We start from the raw sequence: 20,851 nt of genomic DNA, 5'->3' as shown, positions 1-20,851 counted from the left end.
TTGTTAACCGATATAAACAAAGATGAGTAAAAAAGAAGTGATAATATACACGGATGGGGCGTGTTCTGGTAACCCTGGAGCGGGAGGATGGGCAGCTATCATATTATTTCAAGATTATAGAAAAGACATTTATGGTAGAGAAGAAAATACCACAAACAATAAAATGGAGTTAACAGCGGTGATCAATGGGCTGAAAGTATTGAAATTTTCTTGTAGTATTAATTTATATACGGATAGTCTTTATGTTAAGCATGGCATAACAGAATGGATAAATAAGTGGAAAATGAATGGCTGGAAAACAAGTAATAAAAAATCAGTAAAAAATATGGAATTGTGGAAAGAGCTAGACAACGTTGCTTCACAACACGAAATTGACTGGAAGTGGGTTAAAGCACACAGTGGCGATAAGTATAATGAGGAGGCTGATAGTTTAGCAAGAAAAGCAATAATCGATGCTTAAAAAAATTACTATATTATTTTCCATAGCTTTATTGTTCATATTGTGCTTCTTTATTTTTTTAAAGCCTTTAGAAATCAATATTAATTATATTAATTTTTATGTTAAACATAAAATATCAAAAATATTTGTTGGCTCAAGCGTTAATATGGAGAATACCTCAGTTGTTTGGCAGAAAGATGGCAAAGATCCGTATTTAGTCATTACAGATTTGGCAATAGCAAACCCTAATTTTACTATAAAAGTTCCTGAGCTTTTTGTACATTTTAAGTTAAGTTCCTTATTTAAAGCTAGCACAAATCTCTCTCAGGTTTCAGCTGATAATGTGCATGTATGTATCAATCAGAAAGAAGCTGACTTTAAAGCAGTAAATTTTAATCTGCAAAACTCAGTAAAAACAATAAGGGAATTTTTTTTTGACTTAAGTGCGGATTCAAAAATTGAATTTACTAACATCGCTATTGATAAAAGCACAGAAGATGAATTTTTTATTGATAAATTATATATAGGGAAGGGGGAAGATTTTAATGTTTTAGATATTCATGTGAATACAAAAGATGGAAAGGGATTTTTGGATGATTTATCAATTACGATAAAAAATCGCAACAATTTGCTAAATGTGTACGGGACATTTTATGATCTAAAATTGGGACTATTGAACAAGTTTTCTACATTAGTTAAAAGCTACAATTTGGACAAAAATATAGGATTCAAAGGAAGCTTCTCAGTGAAAATTAATAAAAAGGATGAAATTGTAGATGGAAATATATACGTATTGAATACAGAAAATTATTTGAACAAAAATTTGGCCTTAACTAATGTAAATATAAATTTAACATATAGTGATGGAATTATTAGTGTAAAAAACTTCCACTTTAAATTAAATGACACGTATCTCTCTTTGATAGGCAAGATGAACTTTAGTACAAGTCATGCTTTGCTTAGAATTAATATTAGTAAGTTTGCTGCAAAGGATTTATGTACTTATGTACCAGATGGTGTAGTGAATAGTAAATTTAAAAGCTGGTATTGTGATAATATTGATGGGGATGTTTTAAATACCATTGTAAGTTTCAATGGCAAAATTAACAATTTGGTTGATGACGATCTGTCAGACATTGTAATTGTTGCTGATATAGAAAATGGTAGCGTAAAGTTTGATGAAGATTTTGAGCAAGTAAAAGAATTAAAGGGTGATTTGATCATCAAGAATAACGATCTTGAAATTACTGTAAATAGCGCTAAGTTTCAGAATTTCACTATTAATGGTGGTGATATTGAAATGAAATCTCTCAATAAGGAAAATTCAGTTCTAACCATTAATGGCCAAGCTGTAAGTGATGCATATGGTTTATATGAGCCTATAAGATTTAAGCTGGATGATGTGGTGAAGGTTGAAAGGGATAAAGTAAGTGGAATGGCAAAATCTGTATTCAGTTTTCGCATTTTTAATCTAAATGCTGATGACAAAAAAGTAGACTTTTCAGCAAATTTTCATTCTGAAATTGACAATTTAGCTATCTATAATGCAAGTCTTAGTAAATATGACATTAAGCTTAGTTTTGGCAGTGACTTTATAGATTTAAATGGTAGTGGTATGGTGAATAACACACAGCTATTATTTGACCTGAAAAGTAGCAATAGGAATGAAAGTTTTGCCTGGAATTTGACCGGAGATTTACCCGCTCAAATACTTAATTTTGATGAAAATATAGGTGGCTATGTCAATACAAATATAGAATCGGTGATAAATCAAGATAAGACGGGGCATGTTAATGGTAATATGGATTTATCAGAGCTTGAATCACGTTCAAGTTATTTTGGGTGGAAAAATCGTTTTGAAGATCACAATAAAGTTTTGTTCTCTGTAAAGTTAAAAGGTGCCGATGAATTGTTAGTAGATAAATTAGACATTGTAGGAAGTGATTTAGATGTAAAATTCAGCGGAAGAGTAGGAAATGGAAATTTATATTTAAATTCTAGTAGCTTTAAATTGCCTGATAATGATTTTAGTATAGAATTTGAATCAGGTAAGGAAAAAAATGCCATAACTATTTATGGTGAGAAAATTAATTTGAGTGATATTTTAGGCTTGCTTGGCAAAAACAGTAATGGATTAAACAAAGATATAGAAATTAGTATGAATGTTGACAATGTAATTATGAAAGAAGGCATCGTTATCAAAAATGCTAAGCTGAATGTAACCTGTACTAAAGGTAATTGCAATGGAAGTCAATTTACAGGACAGTTTCTAGAAGATAGCAGCAACATACTAGCGGAATATAGTGGAATAGGGCTCGAAATATATGCGGATAATGCAGGTATACTTTTGCGTTCCTTAGGCATTAGTAAATCAGTCAAAAATGGTAAACTTTCTTTTTATCTATCTCCTCAGAGAGAAAATGAAGAACATTATGGCATGTTATCTATTAGTAATTTTTATATCAAAGATGCTCCACTACTCACTACTTTATTATCGATGTCTTCACTTCCTGGTATTGTGAATGCTATAAAGGATGAAGGTGTATACTTTTATAAATGTAATGTACCTTTCTCATACAAAGACGGCTCTGTCGAAATTGAAGAATCTTGGCTTGAAGGGGCGGAATTAGGCATTAGCACTAGCGGTAAGCTCGACATTAGAAATTATAAATTCCAAGTTGAAGGACAGGTAATACCAGCATATTCAATTAATAAATCTTTGTTAAAAATTCCTATAATTGGGAAATTTCTTACTGGCGGGAAAAGTAGGGGAATCATTTCAATAGACTATAAAGCAAGTGGTGATGACAAAAACAATAACGTATCTGTTGATCTTATCTCTTCGCTAACTCCAAGCCTACTAAAGAGGTTATTGGGAGTGTTTGATCGCATTATGACAAAAACTAACGAAAGTGGCTTAAAAGGTGGTGTGAAAAAGAAATTTGGTTCGATATGACCAAAAGGGAAGTTGTTTAACAAAATTATAGACAAAAAATGCAAGAATTTCAGAATGATCCACCTGGTTTTTTATCTAGTTGTTTAAGTAATACCACTCCCTTTAGCCTCTCTATATTTGCTGAGGCTATAAACAATTAGAAAGGGTAGGGAAGTGGCTATAAAATAGTTTCACTACATGAACTCATCAGGTGAGCGATAATCGTCTAATAAGTGGTGATTGTTTGTAAAATTTCCTGCAATATTGTCGTCAACATTAAGTTCAAGCAAAGAAAGGTTGTTATCAGATTGTTCTTCCTCTTTAGACCCAAATAACCATGAAAAGAGTGATGAGATAGAATCAATAATGGATTTAATTGTTGAAAAAATATTGGATAAGAAATTATTGGGTTGCTGAGTATCCTCTTTGGGTTCTTTTCCTTCTGTGTAATCTGCTTCATCCACATCTTGCTCAGGTTTACTTCTGCTTATATCCTCTTTGGGTTCTTTTCCTGATTCTGGTTCAGGCTCTTTTCCTGGTTTTGGATCTGTGTCATCCACATCTTGTTCAGGTTTACCTCTGCTTATAAGTGTCTTATCTAACCATTTGGATATATCCTTGTCTGGATTATGAAAATACATTTTCTCTATGTCCTTATTTTCATCAACAAAAATTACTACAGCTGCATTCTGACTTAATGGCCCTTCATTTAATCTATAACATTCACTAACGAGCGATTTATGAGAGTTCTTAATGTCTTTGATAAATTGAAGTTTTTCTTCTTCTGCTGAAAGGTAACCTCTGTGTTGTATATCATAATTGGTCCCTTTGTACTTAAATTGCAACACTCCTGTAAACTCTGTGTATTCATCGCCTTTTTGTTCTTCTTCTGGTTCTGGATTCGTGCGGTTTTCATTTGCCTCTTCTTCAGACTTACTTCTGCTTATAAGCGTCTTATCTAGCTGTTTGAATATATTTTTGTCGGAGTTTTGAAAATACATTCGACTTATCTCCTTATTTTCATCAACGTAAATCGATAAAGCTGTATTCTCATTCCCCAATCCATCACATTCACTAACGAGCGATTCATGAGAGTTCTTTATATCTTGAATAAATTGAAATTTCTCTTCTTCTGAAAGGTCCTCACGGTATATACTACCAATTGTACCTTTGTATTTAAATGTAAACATCGATCCACGGTCTTCATATTCATCTAGTCCAGAATTCTTGACACGTTGTATAATTTGAAATTTCTCTTCTTCTGAAAGGTCCTTGCGGTATATACTATAAGTTGTACCTTTGTATTTAAAACTAAACATCCATCCATGATCTTCATATTCATCTAGTCCAGAATTCTTGACACGTTGTATAATTTGAAATTTTTCTTCTTCTGAAAGATCCTTGCGGTATATACTACAAGTTGTACCTTTGTATTTAAAACTAAACATCGATCCATGATCTTCATATTCATCTACTAGTTCACGAATATTCTTGACATTTTGTATAGCTTTAAATTTTTCTTCTTCTGAAAGGTTCTTGTGATATTTATAAAGTGTACCTTTATATTTAAATTGAAACATCCATCCATGGTCTTCATATTCATCTAGTCCAGAATTCTTGACACGTTGTATAATTTGAAATTTTTCTTCTTCTGAAAGATCCTTGCGGTATATACTACAAGTTGTACCTTTGTATTTAAAACTAAACATCGATCCATGGTCTTTATATTCATCTACACCCATCTGCTTGCAAATAGCTTTATAATTTTTTTCTTCTACTTCTCGTCCAACAACATTTGCTATGAATTCAGTATCCTGAGTACTCAAAGCTTTGACTGTTGCCGATGGTGAAAAACGCAATTGAAATATGTGGCCTAGCTCATGACCTAGAACAAAATCCATGGCACTTTGCTTATATGTCAGAATATTCTGATAATCTGTTACTCCTCGTGTAATATATCCTGGACTACCATCTTGATCTATGCCGAGAAGATTGTTATACTTTGTATAATCGCTTCTATTATTAAAAATGTAAACCGTTATATCTTTACTTATGCTACTATCTTTGAAGCAAAACTTTTCTTTAAATGCCTCATAGGCAGTTTTAATGTCTGTTTCTATTTGGTTTTGTTCCTGCTCAGATAAGTTGTCGTATTTTATAGTACAATTTATATACCCGTATTTAACGGTAAAGCTGTTAGATAAAACATCATGTATATTTGTGGAAAAATAATTGAACTGCTTTGACTCAGCTTCCTTATACAATTGATGCCCATATTTATCACTAGAATACTTTGGTAGTTTAGGTACTTTGGCAATTAAGTTTTTGTTACTATCAAAAAAAAAGAAATGTCTGTATTACCAATTTCACAATTTTCTATAGATTGTCCGCAAGTACCATCGTTTGCACAATCGTGATGATTTGGGTCAGTCTTCTTATAAAACCATGCGTTAGTGTATTTTCCCATTTTGATACCTCACTACCAAACCTTACTATATTATTATCTTGGTAAAAATCATAATAATTCGTTAACTTATATTTTAAATCTGTATATCAAATGTACTTTTCTCGTAAGGTGCCAATTGTGAAGCTAATGAACTTTATTTGTTTAAAATTTTGCTGAAATAGCTCTTTTTATACTATGTTTTATATAGCTAAACTGACTTAGATTTACCAACAATTTGAAAAACGACAAATTCGTCATTCCGCTACTAGTTAGCGGAATCTATGCCGAGATACCGCGAATGAATCGTGGTATGACGTAGGAAAACCTTGCTTCTTATATTATGTAATTTTATTTTCCATAATATATATTATGTAATTTTTAATGCTAATAAAACTATTTCCCAACCTTTTAAACAGCAACTTGTCGAACCTCCAGATTAGTACTTAAGAGAAAGCGTTAAAGTATCTCTTTAAGTATTATATATTAGTATTTGGAGATCATACTTATTATAGATCTCCAAAGTACTCATAACGCGTAAACTATGTATTCCACTGGGTTATCAACCAAGTTATTCACAATGCCGTGAATAACCCAAATATATGGTCTTGACCGTAATGCTTTACACTGTCTGAGCAGCACTCGCTACTTTGTTTGAGTCTAGTTCATCTAGTTTATTACTAGGTTTTAATACTGCATGTGTAATACCACCAGCAACAAGTCCAACTGCTAGCGCAGCAGCTACAGCTATGCCAACTATAGCTAATACTGATAATTGAACACCGGCAACACCACATCCAACACCGATTGCTAATCCAGCTATAACACCAAAAGCAATACCAGTTTTTATTGCTTTAGTGGCTATTTGGTTGTTTTCTTCATCTATATCAGGATCAGCGCCTGCTTTTAGTAGAGCTTTCATTGTCTTTATTTTGCTAAGTACCTTAGCATGATATAAAGGAGTTTTTCCATATCCATCTTGCACATTAACATTAGCCCCTTTGTCTAATAGAGCTTGTACCACCTTTATATTGCTGAGTATAACAGCATTATGTAAAGGAGTTTTTCCATATCCATCTTGCACATTAACATTAGCCCCTTTGTCTAATAGAGCTTGTACCACCTTTATATTGCTGAATATAACAGCATTATGTAAAGGAGTTTCTTTACATCTATCTTGCGCATTAACATTAGCCCCTTTGTCTAATAGAGCTTATACTACCTTTTCGTCACTACACTGGACTGCTATGTGCAACAATGTGAATTCATTCATGTCATACTTGTCTGGCTGGCTGAATCGGTGATTTATGTCAAATTTTTTCTTCTCCCACTCTTGATACACCCTTAAGTCTATTTCTTGTAGTTTCTTTTTTATTTTTTCAACTACGTCATTACCACTCAAATCGCTGTCATCATTTATTGTACTTAATATCCGTTCCCACTGTTTTAAATCCATATTATACCCCAAAATTTAATTATCACATATTCCATAAAAAAGTCAAGAATATTTATTCAAACCTTTGTCTTCTTTTTTTCAATATACCTACATATCAAAATGGACAATTCATATAGAATCAGCATAGGTATTGCAAGCCCTACTTGGCTTAATACATCAGGTGGAGTTAAGATTGCAGCAATAATAAAAATTACCACTATCGCGATTCTGCGTTTATTTGACAAACTTTGTGTAGTGAGTAACCCTACTCTCACCATCAATGTGAGTATTACTGGAATTTGAAATGCAGTGCCAAATGCAAACATAAATTGGAGAACAAGGTCTAAATATTCGCTAACTGATGGCATAAACTCTATTGGTATACCGAAAGATTTCCCACTATGTTCAAAAGTGATGAAAAACTTCCAGGCTAAAGGAAATATATAGTAATAGACTACAGTAGCTCCCGTTACAAATAAAACCGGTGTTGCAATTAAGTATGGCAACAACACTGCCCTTTCACTTTTATATAACCCAGGTGCTAAGAACATATAAAATTGCCATGCAAACACAGGAAAAGAAAACAAAAGTGCGCTCATTATTGCAACTTGGAGATACACAAAAAATGCCTCTGTTAAGTCTGTGTAAATTAAAGAAAAACCTTCGCTACCTTTTGTTGCTTCTATTAAAGGTGCGAGTAAAAAACGGTATATATTTTCCTTAAAGTAATAACAAAAACCAAAAGCAACGCAAAAAAATAGAAAGCAAAAGATAACTCTTTTTCTGAGTTCTGCAAAGTGCTCACAAAATGAAGCATATTTGTTTGGGTTTCCATTCATACTTTACTATGGCTCAATAATGCTATGTCTAACATTCTCAACGAAAAAGCCCACTCATTGTCATACCACGCTGCAACTCTACAGATGTCACCTGTAACATATGTACCAGTTAAATCCACAATTGCACTATAAGGGTTATGCACAAAATCTATTGAGACTAAAGGTTCCGCGCATACGGAGAGCACATTACTTGCTGCGTTTTTAAACATTTCATTTATTTCTCCAACTGTTACCTTCTTATCAGTCGTAAATTTAAAATCAACCATAGAAACATTGCTAACCGGAACTCTGACGGCAGTGCCATCTAGCTTGCCCTTTAATTCAGGAATTATAGAACCAATTGTTTTTGCTGCCCCGGTTGTAGTTGGCACCATAGATAATCCGCAAGCCCTTGCCCTGCGCAAATCTTTATGATTACCATCAAGAACATTTTGATCATTCGTGTAGGCATGTATAGTAGTCATAAAACCACTTTTTATACCTAAATTGGAGTGTAAAACGTGTACAATTGGAGCCAGACAGTTTGTAGTGCAAGAACCTGCTGATATTACTTTATGCTCTTTTTTGAGCATATCATTATTCACACCATAAACTATAGTGACATCAGCATCTGGAACTGGAGCAGAGACAATCACTTTCTCTGCATTGTGCCTTATTGCTTCTTCACGCTTGTTAAATGCACCAGTACATTCAAGTATTACATCAACATTCCAAGGAATACTTTCAGGGCTCCGTTCTCTATATAAAGAAAATTTTCTGCCATTTATAGATAGCCAATTTTGAGACTCATTAAAGTCAATATCACCACTGAATTTGCCATGAACAGAATCATATTTAATCAAATGTGCATGCTGCTTTGCATTGAGCGATCCATTCACAGCTACAACTTCTATTTGTTTGCTATATTCTTCTATTTCGAAAATAGCACGCAATACGCCTCTGCCTATTCTACCCAGACCATTAATTCCTACACGAATCGTCATCTCTTCATTCAAAAAATTTAATTATAGAGGATATCACTTGATATTTCATTCTATTCTTTTGCTTTTCTATCGATATGAACATTATAGCAAGGAGACAGGGCTAAAAAATTGCTTTACAAACTCCGCCAGCCCCCTTATCATAAAATTGAAGCTATTTATTTATCTTCGCAATCTGCAGATTAAAACGACAAAGGGAACTTTGTATTTGGCGTAAATCATGCTTAATTTTTTGCACTATGTGCACCTCATGTCTTTATAAAACTTCTGGGTTTCTACCTATACAAGCCGAAACGCGCTTATAAAGCGTTTAAGACATCAAAAGACGTCAAATAGAACAAGGGAGAATTTGAATACTAGCTACCCTAGGTTTTCTTTGCCTTTTTTTCTGCTTAGTAAATTTCTTAAACATTTAAACTAAGGTGAGTTGCACTTAAAAGCAGCTAAATTGCAGCGTTTAAGACTTAAAAAACGCCAAATACTGAAAATAGACAATGACCAGGGCTTCTTTTGCCTTTTTTTTCGTTTGGTAAATTTCTTAATATTCATGGCTAAAGATTGCACGAATGTTGCAATTACAAAAGCGTTTCTACTAGGAGGGTGTCATCCCAGTGCTCCTTTTTTTGTCATCCCAGTGCTTGACACTGGGATCCAGGAATTTTATTAAGTTGGTAAGCATAAAAGTAGCCATTTTACGTTACAATACAATGTTTTGATGATTATGGAAAGGCTGGATCCCAGTGTCAAGCACTGGGATGACAAAAAAGAGGCTACTCGGATGACAAGAAAGGAGCACTGCTATTATAGAGTGAAATGAGATCCCAGTGTCAAGCACTGAAATGACATCATAGGGGCTTGCATGACATCATTCTTTTTCTTGGATCCAAGTAGTCAGGGCACTGGGATGACATCATAGAGGCACTAGGATGACACCTTGACAATCGTCATTCCGCTACTTGTTAGCGCCGCGGTGGTATGACGTAGAATTTTATAACCCAGTGTCCAATCTGGATTCCAGTTAGCGTTTTTGGTAACTAAGAAAAGTGCTTCCCCCTTTTAGAGCACTGCATATAATAGAATTATATCGCAGTGCATTGCGAAATAAAATTCCCAATACTACAGGAGGCTTTATGAATAAGAAATTTCTCTATTCACCATTGTCAATAAAAAGCATAGGAGAAAACGGTGTATTTTCTGGTTACGCAAGTGTTTTTAACATAGTTGATAAACAAAATGACCTGATCTTACCTGGGGCATTTAAGGAAAACTTAAATAAAAATAAGATAAAACTCCTTTGGCAACATAATCCAGGTGAACCTATAGGTAATATTATAGATATTTGCGAAAATGATGTTGGCCTGTATATAACCGCACACTTACTTTTGGGCATCCAAAAAGCAAAGGAAGCGTACTTAATGCTCAAAACTGGAGTAATCAATGGACTTTCCATCGGCTATATACCTATAGAGTATGATGTTGATCATAAAAGCGGAGCTAGAGTGTTAAAACAAGTGGAATTGTGGGAAGTCAGTTTGGTCACTTTTCCTGCAAACTTAGCTGCTCAGGTAATCAATGTGAAAAATCAGAACAATGAACAGGAAATGTTAGCAAGAGCGATAGGAAAAGCAAATGCTGTACTTACAGATATGTGTATTTCTGCTTAAAGTGTATTAGGCGGGCAAAGACTTTACCATAATTTGACACCTGCGTTAGTATTTATTTAATATTTATACTAATATATATAACTTTATCACTGTTAAAATTTTCTGTAAATTAAAGTTAAAAAACAAGGTAATTTTATGTACAATACTAATAATAAGGTTGATTATGAAACTAATGTTAAACAAAAATACAGTTGGTCTACTGTATTTGCTTGGTTGTACTTAAAAACGATTGGACGAATACTACCAAAGAAATGGAACAAATGGGCGGAAAATATTCTATCTAATAAAGTAACATTTCAAGATACGACAATGCAGACCGAATGTGTTGAAACAACGGATAAAAGTATTGGAGCTGACTTAAAACCTGAGGTTGCAGAAAAAGGGAGCCAGAGTGAAGTAATAAGTAAGGATGGAGAGGTTCAAACTAGTAAAGTAACATTTCACGATATAGCAATGCAGACCGAGTGTGTTGAAACAACGGATAAAAATAGTGATCAAGCACAGCAGATTGCAGACTTACAATCAGAAAATGGCTTATTGGAAGTGAAAATTGAAGAATTGCGATCTATAATCATAAGGCTTAAAGCGGACTTACAATCAAAAAATAGCTCGTTAAAAAAGGAAAATAGAGAATTGCGATCTATAATTGAAAGACTTAAAAAGGATTATAGAGAATTGGTAGAAGTTACAGATAAACAAGAGAAAGAGTTTTTAGTAAAGTTGAAGGCAAAATCTGAGATGATAGAGTGCCAGGGAAGAGAATTAACTGAACTCAGAGCAGAATTTACCGATAAAATAAACGAGCTTTTAGAAAGGGTGGGAGAAGTCAGGAAAATAAATAGTTTAATGCGGTTAAATGAAGGATTAGATGAAGATAAAAAGGAAATGGAAGCTAAAGTAGAGGATCTTAGAAAACACTTGCAAAGTGCTCAGGAATCTAAACAACAACTGGAGAAAGAATTGATTTAGAAAGTAAATTGAAAGATTTAAGTAGTCAATTAAGTGCTGCTGAAGTAGAGAAAAAGAGCTCAGAAAATGAGGTTTCTAAATTACAAAAACAGGTGCAGATCTTAGAAGAAAGTAAAGAATGGGAATTAGCTGGAATAGGTGATACCTTAAATAAAACTTCTTTGAGCGTGATGGAATTGTTAGTGCAGCAACTACCACTAAATAATCAAGAACAACAAAAGTTGGAAGAAAAGTTAAAGGATGTTGATAAAAGGTTAGAAGATATTGATGGAGAAACTCAAAAATCACAAGGACAAACAAAAACTAAAGCGTCAGATACAGTGAGTTTGGTAAGCGCAGCATCTACTGCAAAATCAACTACTGAATCAACTCTTTCAAAATTACGAAACTTGCCCAATAAGCTTTCTAGGGATAAGAATCTCAATAACTTTTTATCTAGGAAAAACGAGGAGTTAAAAAAAGGGTTTCCTGAATTTAAAGAAAAGCACTTTTGCCATAACGTACATAATAAAACCATAAAATTTCTATCAAATCAAGATGATGGCAAATTTAAAAGCAGTGAGCTGCTTGAATTATTGGAGAATAATTTGAAAAAATCCGCAAGGGAGATCATAGAAGCTAAGGTAAAAAAAGTTGTCAACGAACATTGTAACATTGGAAAAAATGTAGGTAAAGAACTAGGAAATGACACGTTAAAAGCCAAGTTGTCACCTTCTGTTAGAAAATGCGTAAAAAAATTAGAATTTAACAAACAGGAAGGGGTAAATAAGATTGTAGACTCTATCTTGCACAGCTTTAATAGCAAAAATAATAATAATAACGACTCAGGAGAATTACTTAAAGAAATTGTTGTGAAAGGGCTAGTAGAAGCTAGAATGAGATTTTTTTCAGATAAGATTCAAGAGTTACAACTGACATCAAGCATAAGAGATAAATTTTTATCTACAGATCAGGGGATGTGTAATCAAACTCAAGGAGGAGTAAACGAATACCAATTAACAGAAAAAGCTAAAAAAGAATACACACCTAATTCCTCGATGAGTCACACTAATACTGTAAGCGTACATTCATTGAATGCTCAGAGAGTAGCCTAAAGTAGATCCTTAGCATAAAGCACCAGCTCCTCTTTTGTTAAAGTGTAGGAGCTGTCTTCCCAGTGTTGTTTTAGCAATTCCAAGTTTTTACCTAAACTTTTTCCTGGCTGGTGACCTATACTTATTAAATCATCGCCAGATAAAGGAAATTTTGGAATATTGAATGTATTAGCAAACGAAATGTATTTATCAACATTTTCTCCAGACTCAACACCACAAATTTTTACTAAATCAAAATATAGTTCTCTACCAAATAAAGATATGTATTTTTTTTGCTCTTTTTCTGAGAGTTCTGTTTTGATATCGTTGGATAGTAAAAATAGCAGCTTTTTCTTTTGCTTGTTCGAAAGACGTAAAAATTTGCTTACATATTCTCCAAGACTTAGCCTGTCATTTTTTTTAGTAGTCCTAAGGAGTAACGCTAATTTTACTAGTGCATCAGTGCCCAAAAGAAGTGACGAAGACAGAATTTCACATTTTACTTCTTTTGGGATAATCTTTTGCAAAACATCAGATTCTTGCATGCTCTTAAGTGTTGGAAAAGGATCATTGCACTCCAGCAATTTAAGTATTTCATCTCTTATTCTCTCTCCAGAGAGGTTTTGGATCATATGCGAATGCTTTTTGCATACGCTTAGTATTTCATCACTCAAATCTCCGACACATATTTTTGCATGAAAACGAAATGCTCTTAAAATACGTAGATAGTCTTCTTTAATTCTATCTTCAGCGTTGCCTATAAAGTTTAACCTTCGCGCCTTTAAATCCTCGATACCACCAAAGTAATCATATATATGGCCATGCTTATCTGCGTATAGAGCGTTAAATGTAAAGTCGCGCCTTGAAGCATCCGCTTGCCAATTATTGGTAAATTCTACTTTTGCATGCCTACCGTCACATTTCACATCATGCCTTAGCGTTGTGATCTCAAAGGATCTTTTGTTTAAAATTGCAGTAATAGTTCCATGCTTCAGACCAGTTGGAATAGTTTTTATATTACGGAGTTTTAGCGCTTTGATCGTTTGATTTGGAAGCAAATTAGTAGCTAAATCGATGTCGTGGACATTACGTTGCAAAATTGAGTCTCTCACACACCCGCCGACAAGCCTAGCCTCACCACCAAATTCCTCTATGGCATCAATGATTAAACTAGTTTCATGGTCAACTTGCATTTAGATTAGTACGTACTGCAAGTTCATATTATATGAAATGCTTGCAAAAGCCCTATATAAAAATATACAGGGCTATGAAAATTTATTTTACAAGTATTTGTTGTGGATGAAATGGTTGTTCTGCCATCGATTCCGTACCACATCTTGAACTTAGTAAACTTGAAGGGTTTTGCTCTTCAGAGCGTACTATGCGCTGCTTTATATCACTAACGCACTGCCCTACAACATCACCAATTTTTCCATCAGCATTTTCTGCCAATAACTCATCAAATCTCTTCTCAACCTCTGCTCTCTTAGGGTTGTCTTTTGAAACGTTACAATATTCTAAGATCTCATCTAGCTGCAGTTTTTTTGCTAATAGGAAATCTTCTTGCTCTTGTTTAAGTTTGGTTTCCTCTTGCAGTTGTTTTGCTAAACTTTTGTTTATATCAAGCAATGGTTCGAAATGAGCATAGCCTTTGTTTATTATATGCACAATACTACTATCATCATAATCAACTTTATTGTATTCATCTGCACTTTTTGAACCTGAATTGTCTATTAATTCATGCAAAGACAGATCTTGGTTATCAACAGTCTGGTTCTCTATAACATGCAATTTTACATCATACTTCTCACAAAGTATTCTGCCTTCAACTTCAGGATCACCCCATCTATCGTTACGCATAATGTTTGCTGTATAATCATCTACAGTTTCACTACGGTGCTGGCCATCATTATCGTAACTGTTAGCAATAGAATGTACAAACCATTCTGGCGGATTGTTTTGTGCAAATTCTTTACAGTCTTCTCGTAACTGCTCGACAGTAACTTCTATCCCCTTTTGTTGCTCTAAACTTTGTCTAAACGAGTCAAAAAAGCAGCTTCCATTACCAATTGCTTGTCCTACATAGAAATTGTCAGGGTAAGAATTACTATTTAAAGAAGTTACTTCACTTTCAACATTGTAAAAATCACTTAGTAGCTTCTGCTTCTGAGCTGTAGTCATGGTTTTACCTCAATTTAATACATATTACTATACCAACAAAACTGTCAATAAGTAACTAATTAAGTATAGCAGAAATTTTTAAATTATGCAATAGTTATAATTTTACATAGCAAATATGAGCTTTAACTGCGGTATAGTTGGGTTACCAAACATAGGAAAATCAACCTTATTTAATGCACTTACAGAGTCAAGTGCAGCCGAAGCTGCGAACTACCCTTTCTGCACAATCGAGCCAAATATCGGCAAGATTTCGATAAAAGATCAGCGTTTGAAACAAATCGCAGCAATTGCCGGTTCAGAGAAGACAATCTATAACCAATTAGAAGTTGTGGATATTGCAGGCCTGGTAAAGGGTGCGAGCAAAGGTGAAGGGCTCGGCAATAAATTTTTAAGCCATATCAGAGAAGTTGATGCCATTGTTCATCTGCTCAGGTGCTTTACGGATGACGATATCAGCCATGTACACAGTAAAATAGATCCAATATCAGATGCTGAAGTGGTGGAAATGGAATTAATCCTAGCTGATATTGATAGCATAGAAAAAAGGCTTCCTCAATTGGAAAAGAAAGCAAAACAAGGTGATAAAGAGCTAAAGAGACAACTTGAATTAATGCAGGAGGTATTAGCTACTTTAAAATTAGGTAACCCTGCAAGAAGCTTGGAGAATATCGATGGAGATGAGATGAAGTCGCTTCAATTGCTGACAACAAAGCCCGTTATGTACGTTTGCAATGTTGAAGATACAAATGTTATAACTGGCAATGAATTATCTAAAAAGGTAGAGAGAATGGCGGAGGAAAATAAAAGCAAATTTTATTGCATTTCAGCAAAACTTGAAGCAGATATTGCAAATCTTGATAGTGAAGAGGAAAAACAGAGTTTCTTGTCAGAATTTGGCTTACAAGAATCAGGCCTTGATGGAGTAGCGCGTATTATGTATGAAGTGCTGAGTATGATAACTTTCTTTACTGTGGGCCCCAAAGAAGCACGGGCATGGCCAGTAAAAATAGGATCAACAGCTGATAAGGCAGCAGGTGTAATCCACACTGATTTTGAGAAAGGCTTCATAAAAGCAGAAACTATAAGCTTTGCAGACTACATAAAGTATGGAAGTGAATCAGCTTGCAAAGACGCAGGAAAAATTCGCTTTGAAGGCAGAGATTATATCGTACAAGATGGTGATATAATGCACTTTAGGTTTAATGTGTAGCTTTCTGGGGAGCAGTCCTACGTCATACCGCGATTCATTCGCGGTATCTCTTAGCATAGATCCCGCTAACAAGTAGCGGGATGACGGTTGTCAGGGTGTCATGCAAGTAGCTGACACTGGTTCCTTTATGACAGCAGTGCTTGACACTGGAATCCAGCTTTTAATACAACCCCTCACCAAAAATATTGTGTTTTAACATAAGGTTAGCTACTTTTATACTCACCAACTTAATAAAATTCCTGGATCCCAGTGTCTGGGCACTAGGATGACATCCTCCCTAGCGGAGATTGCTCTCAAATCACAATGTTCGTACAGTAAGCACTGACCACTTTGCTTCAATATTTGCGATGCCCCTGAACAGATACAAAAAATCTATTGGTTTTTTATAAATAAAATCCTAAGGCATTTTTTACTGTAGATTAATCATTTGATTATAGTATCATCTTAATTAAGCTTATGCTTGGAATATTTATGAAGAGTATTTTATACTTTGTATTATTAGTTGTTGTATTTGGATCACTGAACCTATTTGCTGTAGAGCAATTTGAAGAAAAGAAAATTGAATCAGTTCATAAAAACGAAAATGTAGGTGCAAGGAAGCAAGATAGCACAAATCAAAAAGATGAGTTGAAAAGCAACGTCGATGCTAAACAAACACAAGAGGCTGAGAGCAAAAGAGTAACCGATAAAGAGGAGCTGCAACACAACGAGAATAAAGCTTCTGTGGTTGAAAAAACTATAAGTGAAGGTGAAAGGATTGATAAAGATTTGCCAAATGACCCGCTAGAAGAAAGCACAGACAAATTTGCTCGAAATTTACCAAATGTGGCCAATAAAGAAATGAATAAAGATTTGAAATCAGAGCCTTTGCCTTTAAGTGCTGATTTAAATGAGAATACAACTGACCCACAAAAAAATCTACAAGCTGATCAGAAGATTGATATAAAAGATAATGAACTTTCAAAAAGTGATGCGAGTCAATTATTAGAGGGAAAAAAAGAAAAAGTAGAGAATCAGTTTGAAGAAAAAAAAGTGAAAGAAACAAACAATAATTCTAAGAACCGCAATAGAGTAAAACCTATAACTAAAAAAGATGAAGAAGAGCAAAGTGAAAAGAAAAATTTACAAAAATGGACAAAGCTAAACAGAGAATCAATAAAAGAATGGGGTCATAAAGATATACAAAGCAAGTTAGTATATAAACGACAATATGATAGCCTTAATGAGCATCTTCCTACAACTGTATTTATTGATGATTACAGTAAGCAATTTTTTTACTGTATTAAGAAAAATAACTTACCTTGCTTAAGAGGAATAATAAGTAAGCTAGAAAAAATTGGATTAACAACTCAAGAGATACTAAGGTTTAGAAATAAATTGGGTGATACTCCTCTCATTTATTCAGTTAAACAAGGTGAGGTAGACATAGTGCGCTTTCTCTTATTACAAGGCGCTGATCTTAGAGTAGTTAATAATAATTTTCAATCCCCAATTGATATAGCAATCGAAAAAAAGCAGATCAATATAATAAATGCGATTGCCGAAATGATGCCACACCTTTTGGAGGATAGAAAAATAGACAATAAAGAAAGCTCAGCAATGTACGATTGGGCTGTGAAAACGAAAGAAAACAATGAGTCGCAGTGCGATAAGCAAGATGATTAGATTTTTGATATTAATTTTAGTTGGTCATTTATGTTATGGAAACGAAACAAATGATGAAAAAAATCAGGTTAGTGATTTTTTAAACGCTCTACATGATGCAAAATACGTATCTTACAGTAAAAAAGACTTTGCTGAATTTTTGGTGCAGTGCCACAAAGAGGGCGTGCCAGAAGATTTTAAGAAAGGTTTTGGTTCTAACTTAAATGGAGCTAATTTTAGCCAACTGTACCTAAGTAAATCTGTTTTTGATGGAGTAAGTCTGATTGGTGCCGATTTTTCTAACACCGATTTATCCGACGTGTCTTTCATTAATGTTGATTTACGTGGTGCTAATTTCTCCAATGCTAATTTACATGGCATTAAAATAAAAGGTACAAATTTGAGTTTTACAAAATTTGTTTCTGCAAACTTAACAGACATCGTATTTGATCAGTCTAATGTTAGTTATGCTGATTTTATCAATTCCGATCTTAAAAAAGTGAGTATGCACAACGTAATTGGTTTGCATACTAATTTCTCGAATGTGAAAATGAATCTCTCCAACTTATCAAACTCGAATGTTAGCTACGTAAATTTTAATGATAGTGAAATAAACGATACTGTTATGCAGAAAAATAACCTTGATAATGCAAGTTTCTTTGGAGTGGATGCATATAAATTAAAGATACAATTTTCTTCATTAAAAAATGCTAACATATATGGTGCAGAGTTAAAAGAATCAGACTTTACAGGTAGCAATCTTTCCGATGCCTGCCTTAATTCTTCTATCATAATTAACAGTAACTTCGACGAAGCTAATTTAAGCAACACACAAATTTCCTATGTGAATGACGATAATTCAAGTTTTGTTCAATCTATACTAAATGGTTCAAAGATAAAACATGTATATGTTTCTGAAGCAAGTCTTCAGGATGCTGATTTATCCAATATTGATTTTAGTTTTAGTGAACTGCATCAAGTTAATGTCTCTAATGCTGACATTCGTCACGGAAAGTTTCATAATACTAAAGTTGCGAATTCTAACATGAATGGCTCATTTTTTGACCATTCACTATTCACCTCTGCGAAGATAGAAGATTCAGACCTTTCTACAACTTCAATGTATAAGATAAAAATCCAAGACTCTCAAGTTTATAACAGTACACTTTCTCGCCATAATATTGATTCCAGTGAAATAGAAAATTCAACATTCTTTAATTTATTAGCTGATAATTCGAGTTGGTCCAATTTAAAAGTAACTAATTCAAATTTTATTGAAAGCGATTTCAGATCTTCTTTGCTTCACGCTAATGCCTTTAGGAAAACTAGCTTTTTTCTTAGCAATTTGAGCAATTCAACAATTAGTGATACGTCTTTTCACTCTTCAAGCATATATAAAAGTTCAGTTGCTGATGCTCATTTAACAGATTGCAAGTTTGATAATTCAATTTTGATTGACAATCAAGGGCAGAAAAAACTTGCAGGTTTAGAAAATGCTATAACTTCAATTGGAGATTTGCAAGAGAAAATATCACAGGGTGAAAAATTTAATGTAAATTATTCTTACTTTGAATTTAAGAATATGAATTTAGAAAATGCTGATTTTTCTAATTCAACATTGAGTAGAGCAAAGTTTGTAAACGTTAATTTGAATAAGGCAAATCTTGAAAAAACCGATTTGCGCTATACTGTCTTTGATAACTCTTCTCTTATTGGCACCAATTTATCAAATTCTAATTTAGAAGGCTCTAGCTTTTTAAACTCTGATCCAAAAAGTGCCATGTTAAAAAATGCAAAGAAAAATGACCGTAAAAAGTGAGGGCGTATTATTGGTTCTATCCTCCCCTTCTGGAGCTGGAAAAACTACTATATCAGCAAAATTACTTGAGCGATCAACTAATTTAGTTAGGTCTGTTTCTACGACTACGCGCAAGCCTCGCCCCGGCGAAATAAATGGAAAAGACTATTTTTTCGTTACCGAAGAAAAATTTCACGAGTTATGCAAAGCTGGTCGGATGCTTGAATACGCCAAAGTTTTTGAGAATTTTTATGGTATACCAAGAGATTTTATAGAGCAAAACCTGAGCAGTGGAATAAGCGTTTTACTAAGCATAGACTGGCAAGGGGCATTTCACTTATTCAAGCTCATGAGAAAAAAAGTTGTGAGTGTTTTTATACTTCCCCCTTCAATGGAAGAGCTTAGGTTGCGTTTGCAAAAGCGTAATAGTGATGATGCAAGCGAAATAGAGCGCAGATTAGCCGAAGCTCAAAAAGAGATAAGCAAACGTGATAAATATGATTATGTAATAATCAATGATGATATTGATAAAAGTGTAGAAGAGATAAGCTCCATACTAAATAAAGAAAGACTTAAAAAACTAAAAGAAAAACCAAGTCTGGAAGACTGATAAAAACATCAATTTGGATATTTGCAGCTATAGTTTCTTATCCTATAGCTATACCGCCGCGAACCGTCATCCGCGATTCATTCCATAACTGTACGAACATTGCAATATGGGCCTACCAGGAGGGTGTCATCCCAGTGCTTGACACTGGGATCCAGTTTTCTTTACAAATTCACCAAAAGTGCTTCATTCTATAACGCAAAACCCATACTCACCAAACCCAATGCATTACTTGCAATTAAGTTTCCTGGATTCCAGTGTCAAGCACTGGAATGACAAGAAGAGGGTACTTGGATAAGAGGTATTGCCCTTCTGGTAGGCCCATATTGCAATGTTCGTACAGTTGTGGATTCATTCGCGGTATAGATCCCGCTAACAAGTAGCGGGATGACGAATTTTTGTTTTTCAAATTATCGTAAGTCAGTTTAGCTATATTTTAGCTAGTAGCACGTTTTGCAGTTACTCACTTTAGCTATATTTATTATTTTTTAAGATTAAACGGTTAAAATAGTAGCAACTGTTCAAGTGAGGTTCAACTATGACGGCAAATTTTCTCACAGAAATTAATTTTCTGCCTTCTTACCTGCCTTTCTATCTGTATTTCAACTACATATAGCTAAAAGTAACTTAGGTT

Annotated in this window: 18 protein-coding genes and 1 pseudogene; 10 read left to right on the top strand and 9 right to left on the bottom strand. The window is 34.0% G+C overall.

The features are described 5' to 3' along the window. Nucleotides 1-22 precede the first annotated feature (22 nt). Complete coding sequence (rnhA, locus tag ABWU58_RS03865) at nucleotides 23-460, top strand: ribonuclease HI (RefSeq protein ID WP_353282605.1); 438 nt, start codon at nucleotides 23-25, stop codon at nucleotides 458-460. Then, nucleotides 453-3,395: an AsmA-like C-terminal domain-containing protein gene (locus tag ABWU58_RS03860; protein WP_353282604.1), complete on the top strand. Its 2,943-nt coding sequence runs from the start codon at nucleotides 453-455 to the stop codon at nucleotides 3,393-3,395. The genes rnhA and ABWU58_RS03860 overlap by 8 nt, the downstream gene beginning before the upstream one ends. 173 nt (nucleotides 3,396-3,568) lie before the next feature. Here the strand turns inward: ABWU58_RS03860 and ABWU58_RS03855 are convergent, their stop codons facing one another. From ABWU58_RS03855 to gap, 7 genes and pseudogenes are all read right to left on the bottom strand, one after another. Next, nucleotides 3,569-5,638 carry a hypothetical protein gene (locus ABWU58_RS03855; RefSeq protein ID WP_353283670.1) on the bottom strand — a complete coding sequence of 690 codons (2,070 nt, stop codon included), beginning with the start codon at nucleotides 5,636-5,638 and terminating at the stop codon, nucleotides 3,569-3,571. A 53-nt stretch (nucleotides 5,639-5,691) separates the two neighbouring features. Continuing rightward, nucleotides 5,692-5,841: a hypothetical protein gene (locus ABWU58_RS03850; protein WP_353283669.1), complete on the bottom strand. Its 150-nt coding sequence runs from the start codon at nucleotides 5,839-5,841 to the stop codon at nucleotides 5,692-5,694. Nucleotides 5,842-6,439: 598 nt separating this feature from the next. Next, complete coding sequence (locus ABWU58_RS03845; protein WP_353283715.1) at nucleotides 6,440-6,802, bottom strand: hypothetical protein; 363 nt, start codon at nucleotides 6,800-6,802, stop codon at nucleotides 6,440-6,442. Nucleotides 6,803-6,814: 12 nt separating this feature from the next. Next, nucleotides 6,815-6,979, bottom strand: a pseudogene (locus tag ABWU58_RS03840) (ankyrin repeat domain-containing protein); the annotation flags it as partial. Between the two features lie 51 nt (nucleotides 6,980-7,030). Beyond that, on the bottom strand, nucleotides 7,031-7,273 hold the full coding sequence (locus ABWU58_RS03835) for a hypothetical protein (RefSeq protein WP_353283668.1): 243 nt from the start codon (nucleotides 7,271-7,273) through the stop codon (nucleotides 7,031-7,033). Between the two features lie 56 nt (nucleotides 7,274-7,329). Beyond that, entirely contained in the window at nucleotides 7,330-8,091 is a 762-nt protein-coding gene (gene tatC / locus ABWU58_RS03830; RefSeq protein WP_353283667.1) for a twin-arginine translocase subunit TatC, read from the bottom strand. Then, nucleotides 8,088-9,074, bottom strand: coding sequence for a type I glyceraldehyde-3-phosphate dehydrogenase (gene gap, locus ABWU58_RS03825; RefSeq protein WP_353283714.1), 987 nt, complete (start codon nucleotides 9,072-9,074; stop codon nucleotides 8,088-8,090). The genes tatC and gap overlap by 4 nt, the downstream gene beginning before the upstream one ends. Before the next feature lie 424 nt (nucleotides 9,075-9,498). On the opposite strand from gap, the gene ABWU58_RS03820 reads away from it, so the two are divergent. The 4 genes from ABWU58_RS03820 to ABWU58_RS03805 all read left to right on the top strand — a co-directional run bounded on the left by ABWU58_RS03820 (nucleotide 9,499) and on the right by ABWU58_RS03805 (nucleotide 12,798). Beyond that, on the top strand, nucleotides 9,499-9,738 hold the full coding sequence (locus tag ABWU58_RS03820; protein ID WP_353283666.1) for a hypothetical protein: 240 nt from the start codon (nucleotides 9,499-9,501) through the stop codon (nucleotides 9,736-9,738). A gap of 463 nt (nucleotides 9,739-10,201) precedes the next feature. After that, a complete protein-coding gene (locus ABWU58_RS03815; RefSeq protein WP_353283665.1) occupies nucleotides 10,202-10,735 on the top strand; it encodes an HK97 family phage prohead protease in 534 nt (177 codons plus the stop codon). A gap of 135 nt (nucleotides 10,736-10,870) precedes the next feature. After that, a complete protein-coding gene (locus ABWU58_RS03810) occupies nucleotides 10,871-11,704 on the top strand; it encodes a hypothetical protein (protein WP_353283664.1) in 834 nt (277 codons plus the stop codon). An 8-nt stretch (nucleotides 11,705-11,712) separates the two neighbouring features. Next, nucleotides 11,713-12,798 carry a hypothetical protein gene (locus tag ABWU58_RS03805; RefSeq protein WP_353283663.1) on the top strand — a complete coding sequence of 362 codons (1,086 nt, stop codon included), beginning with the start codon at nucleotides 11,713-11,715 and terminating at the stop codon, nucleotides 12,796-12,798. On the opposite strand, the gene ABWU58_RS03800 is transcribed toward ABWU58_RS03805, so the two are convergent. Both ABWU58_RS03800 and ABWU58_RS03795 read right to left on the bottom strand, forming a co-directional pair. Further along, a complete protein-coding gene (locus ABWU58_RS03800) occupies nucleotides 12,795-13,970 on the bottom strand; it encodes a CCA tRNA nucleotidyltransferase (RefSeq protein WP_353283662.1) in 1,176 nt (391 codons plus the stop codon). The two genes, ABWU58_RS03805 and ABWU58_RS03800, sit on opposite strands and share 4 nt — an antisense overlap. Nucleotides 13,971-14,052: 82 nt before the next feature. Continuing rightward, complete coding sequence (locus tag ABWU58_RS03795) at nucleotides 14,053-14,958, bottom strand: hypothetical protein (protein ID WP_353283661.1); 906 nt, start codon at nucleotides 14,956-14,958, stop codon at nucleotides 14,053-14,055. Between the two features lie 115 nt (nucleotides 14,959-15,073). Between ABWU58_RS03795 and ychF the strand changes: the two genes are divergently transcribed. The 4 genes from ychF to gmk all read left to right on the top strand — a co-directional run bounded on the left by ychF (nucleotide 15,074) and on the right by gmk (nucleotide 20,220). Continuing rightward, a complete protein-coding gene (gene ychF / locus ABWU58_RS03790) occupies nucleotides 15,074-16,168 on the top strand; it encodes a redox-regulated ATPase YchF (protein WP_353283660.1) in 1,095 nt (364 codons plus the stop codon). Nucleotides 16,169-16,639: 471 nt separating this feature from the next. Beyond that, nucleotides 16,640-17,833 (top strand): ankyrin repeat domain-containing protein, encoded by a 1,194-nt coding sequence (locus ABWU58_RS03785; RefSeq protein ID WP_353283659.1) that lies wholly within the window; start codon nucleotides 16,640-16,642, stop codon nucleotides 17,831-17,833. Beyond that, nucleotides 17,826-19,631 carry a pentapeptide repeat-containing protein gene (locus ABWU58_RS03780; protein ID WP_353283713.1) on the top strand — a complete coding sequence of 602 codons (1,806 nt, stop codon included), beginning with the start codon at nucleotides 17,826-17,828 and terminating at the stop codon, nucleotides 19,629-19,631. Before ABWU58_RS03785 ends, ABWU58_RS03780 begins: the two co-directional genes overlap by 8 nt. After that, complete coding sequence (gmk, locus tag ABWU58_RS03775) at nucleotides 19,615-20,220, top strand: guanylate kinase (protein ID WP_353283712.1); 606 nt, start codon at nucleotides 19,615-19,617, stop codon at nucleotides 20,218-20,220. The genes ABWU58_RS03780 and gmk overlap by 17 nt, the downstream gene beginning before the upstream one ends. The last annotated feature ends 631 nt before the right edge of the window (nucleotides 20,221-20,851 follow it).

The organism is Wolbachia endosymbiont (group A) of Pogonocherus hispidulus (genome assembly GCF_964028195.1).
Classification (GTDB): Bacteria; Pseudomonadota; Alphaproteobacteria; order Rickettsiales; family Anaplasmataceae; genus Wolbachia.
This window is presented reverse-complemented; position numbering and strand designations above follow the sequence as displayed.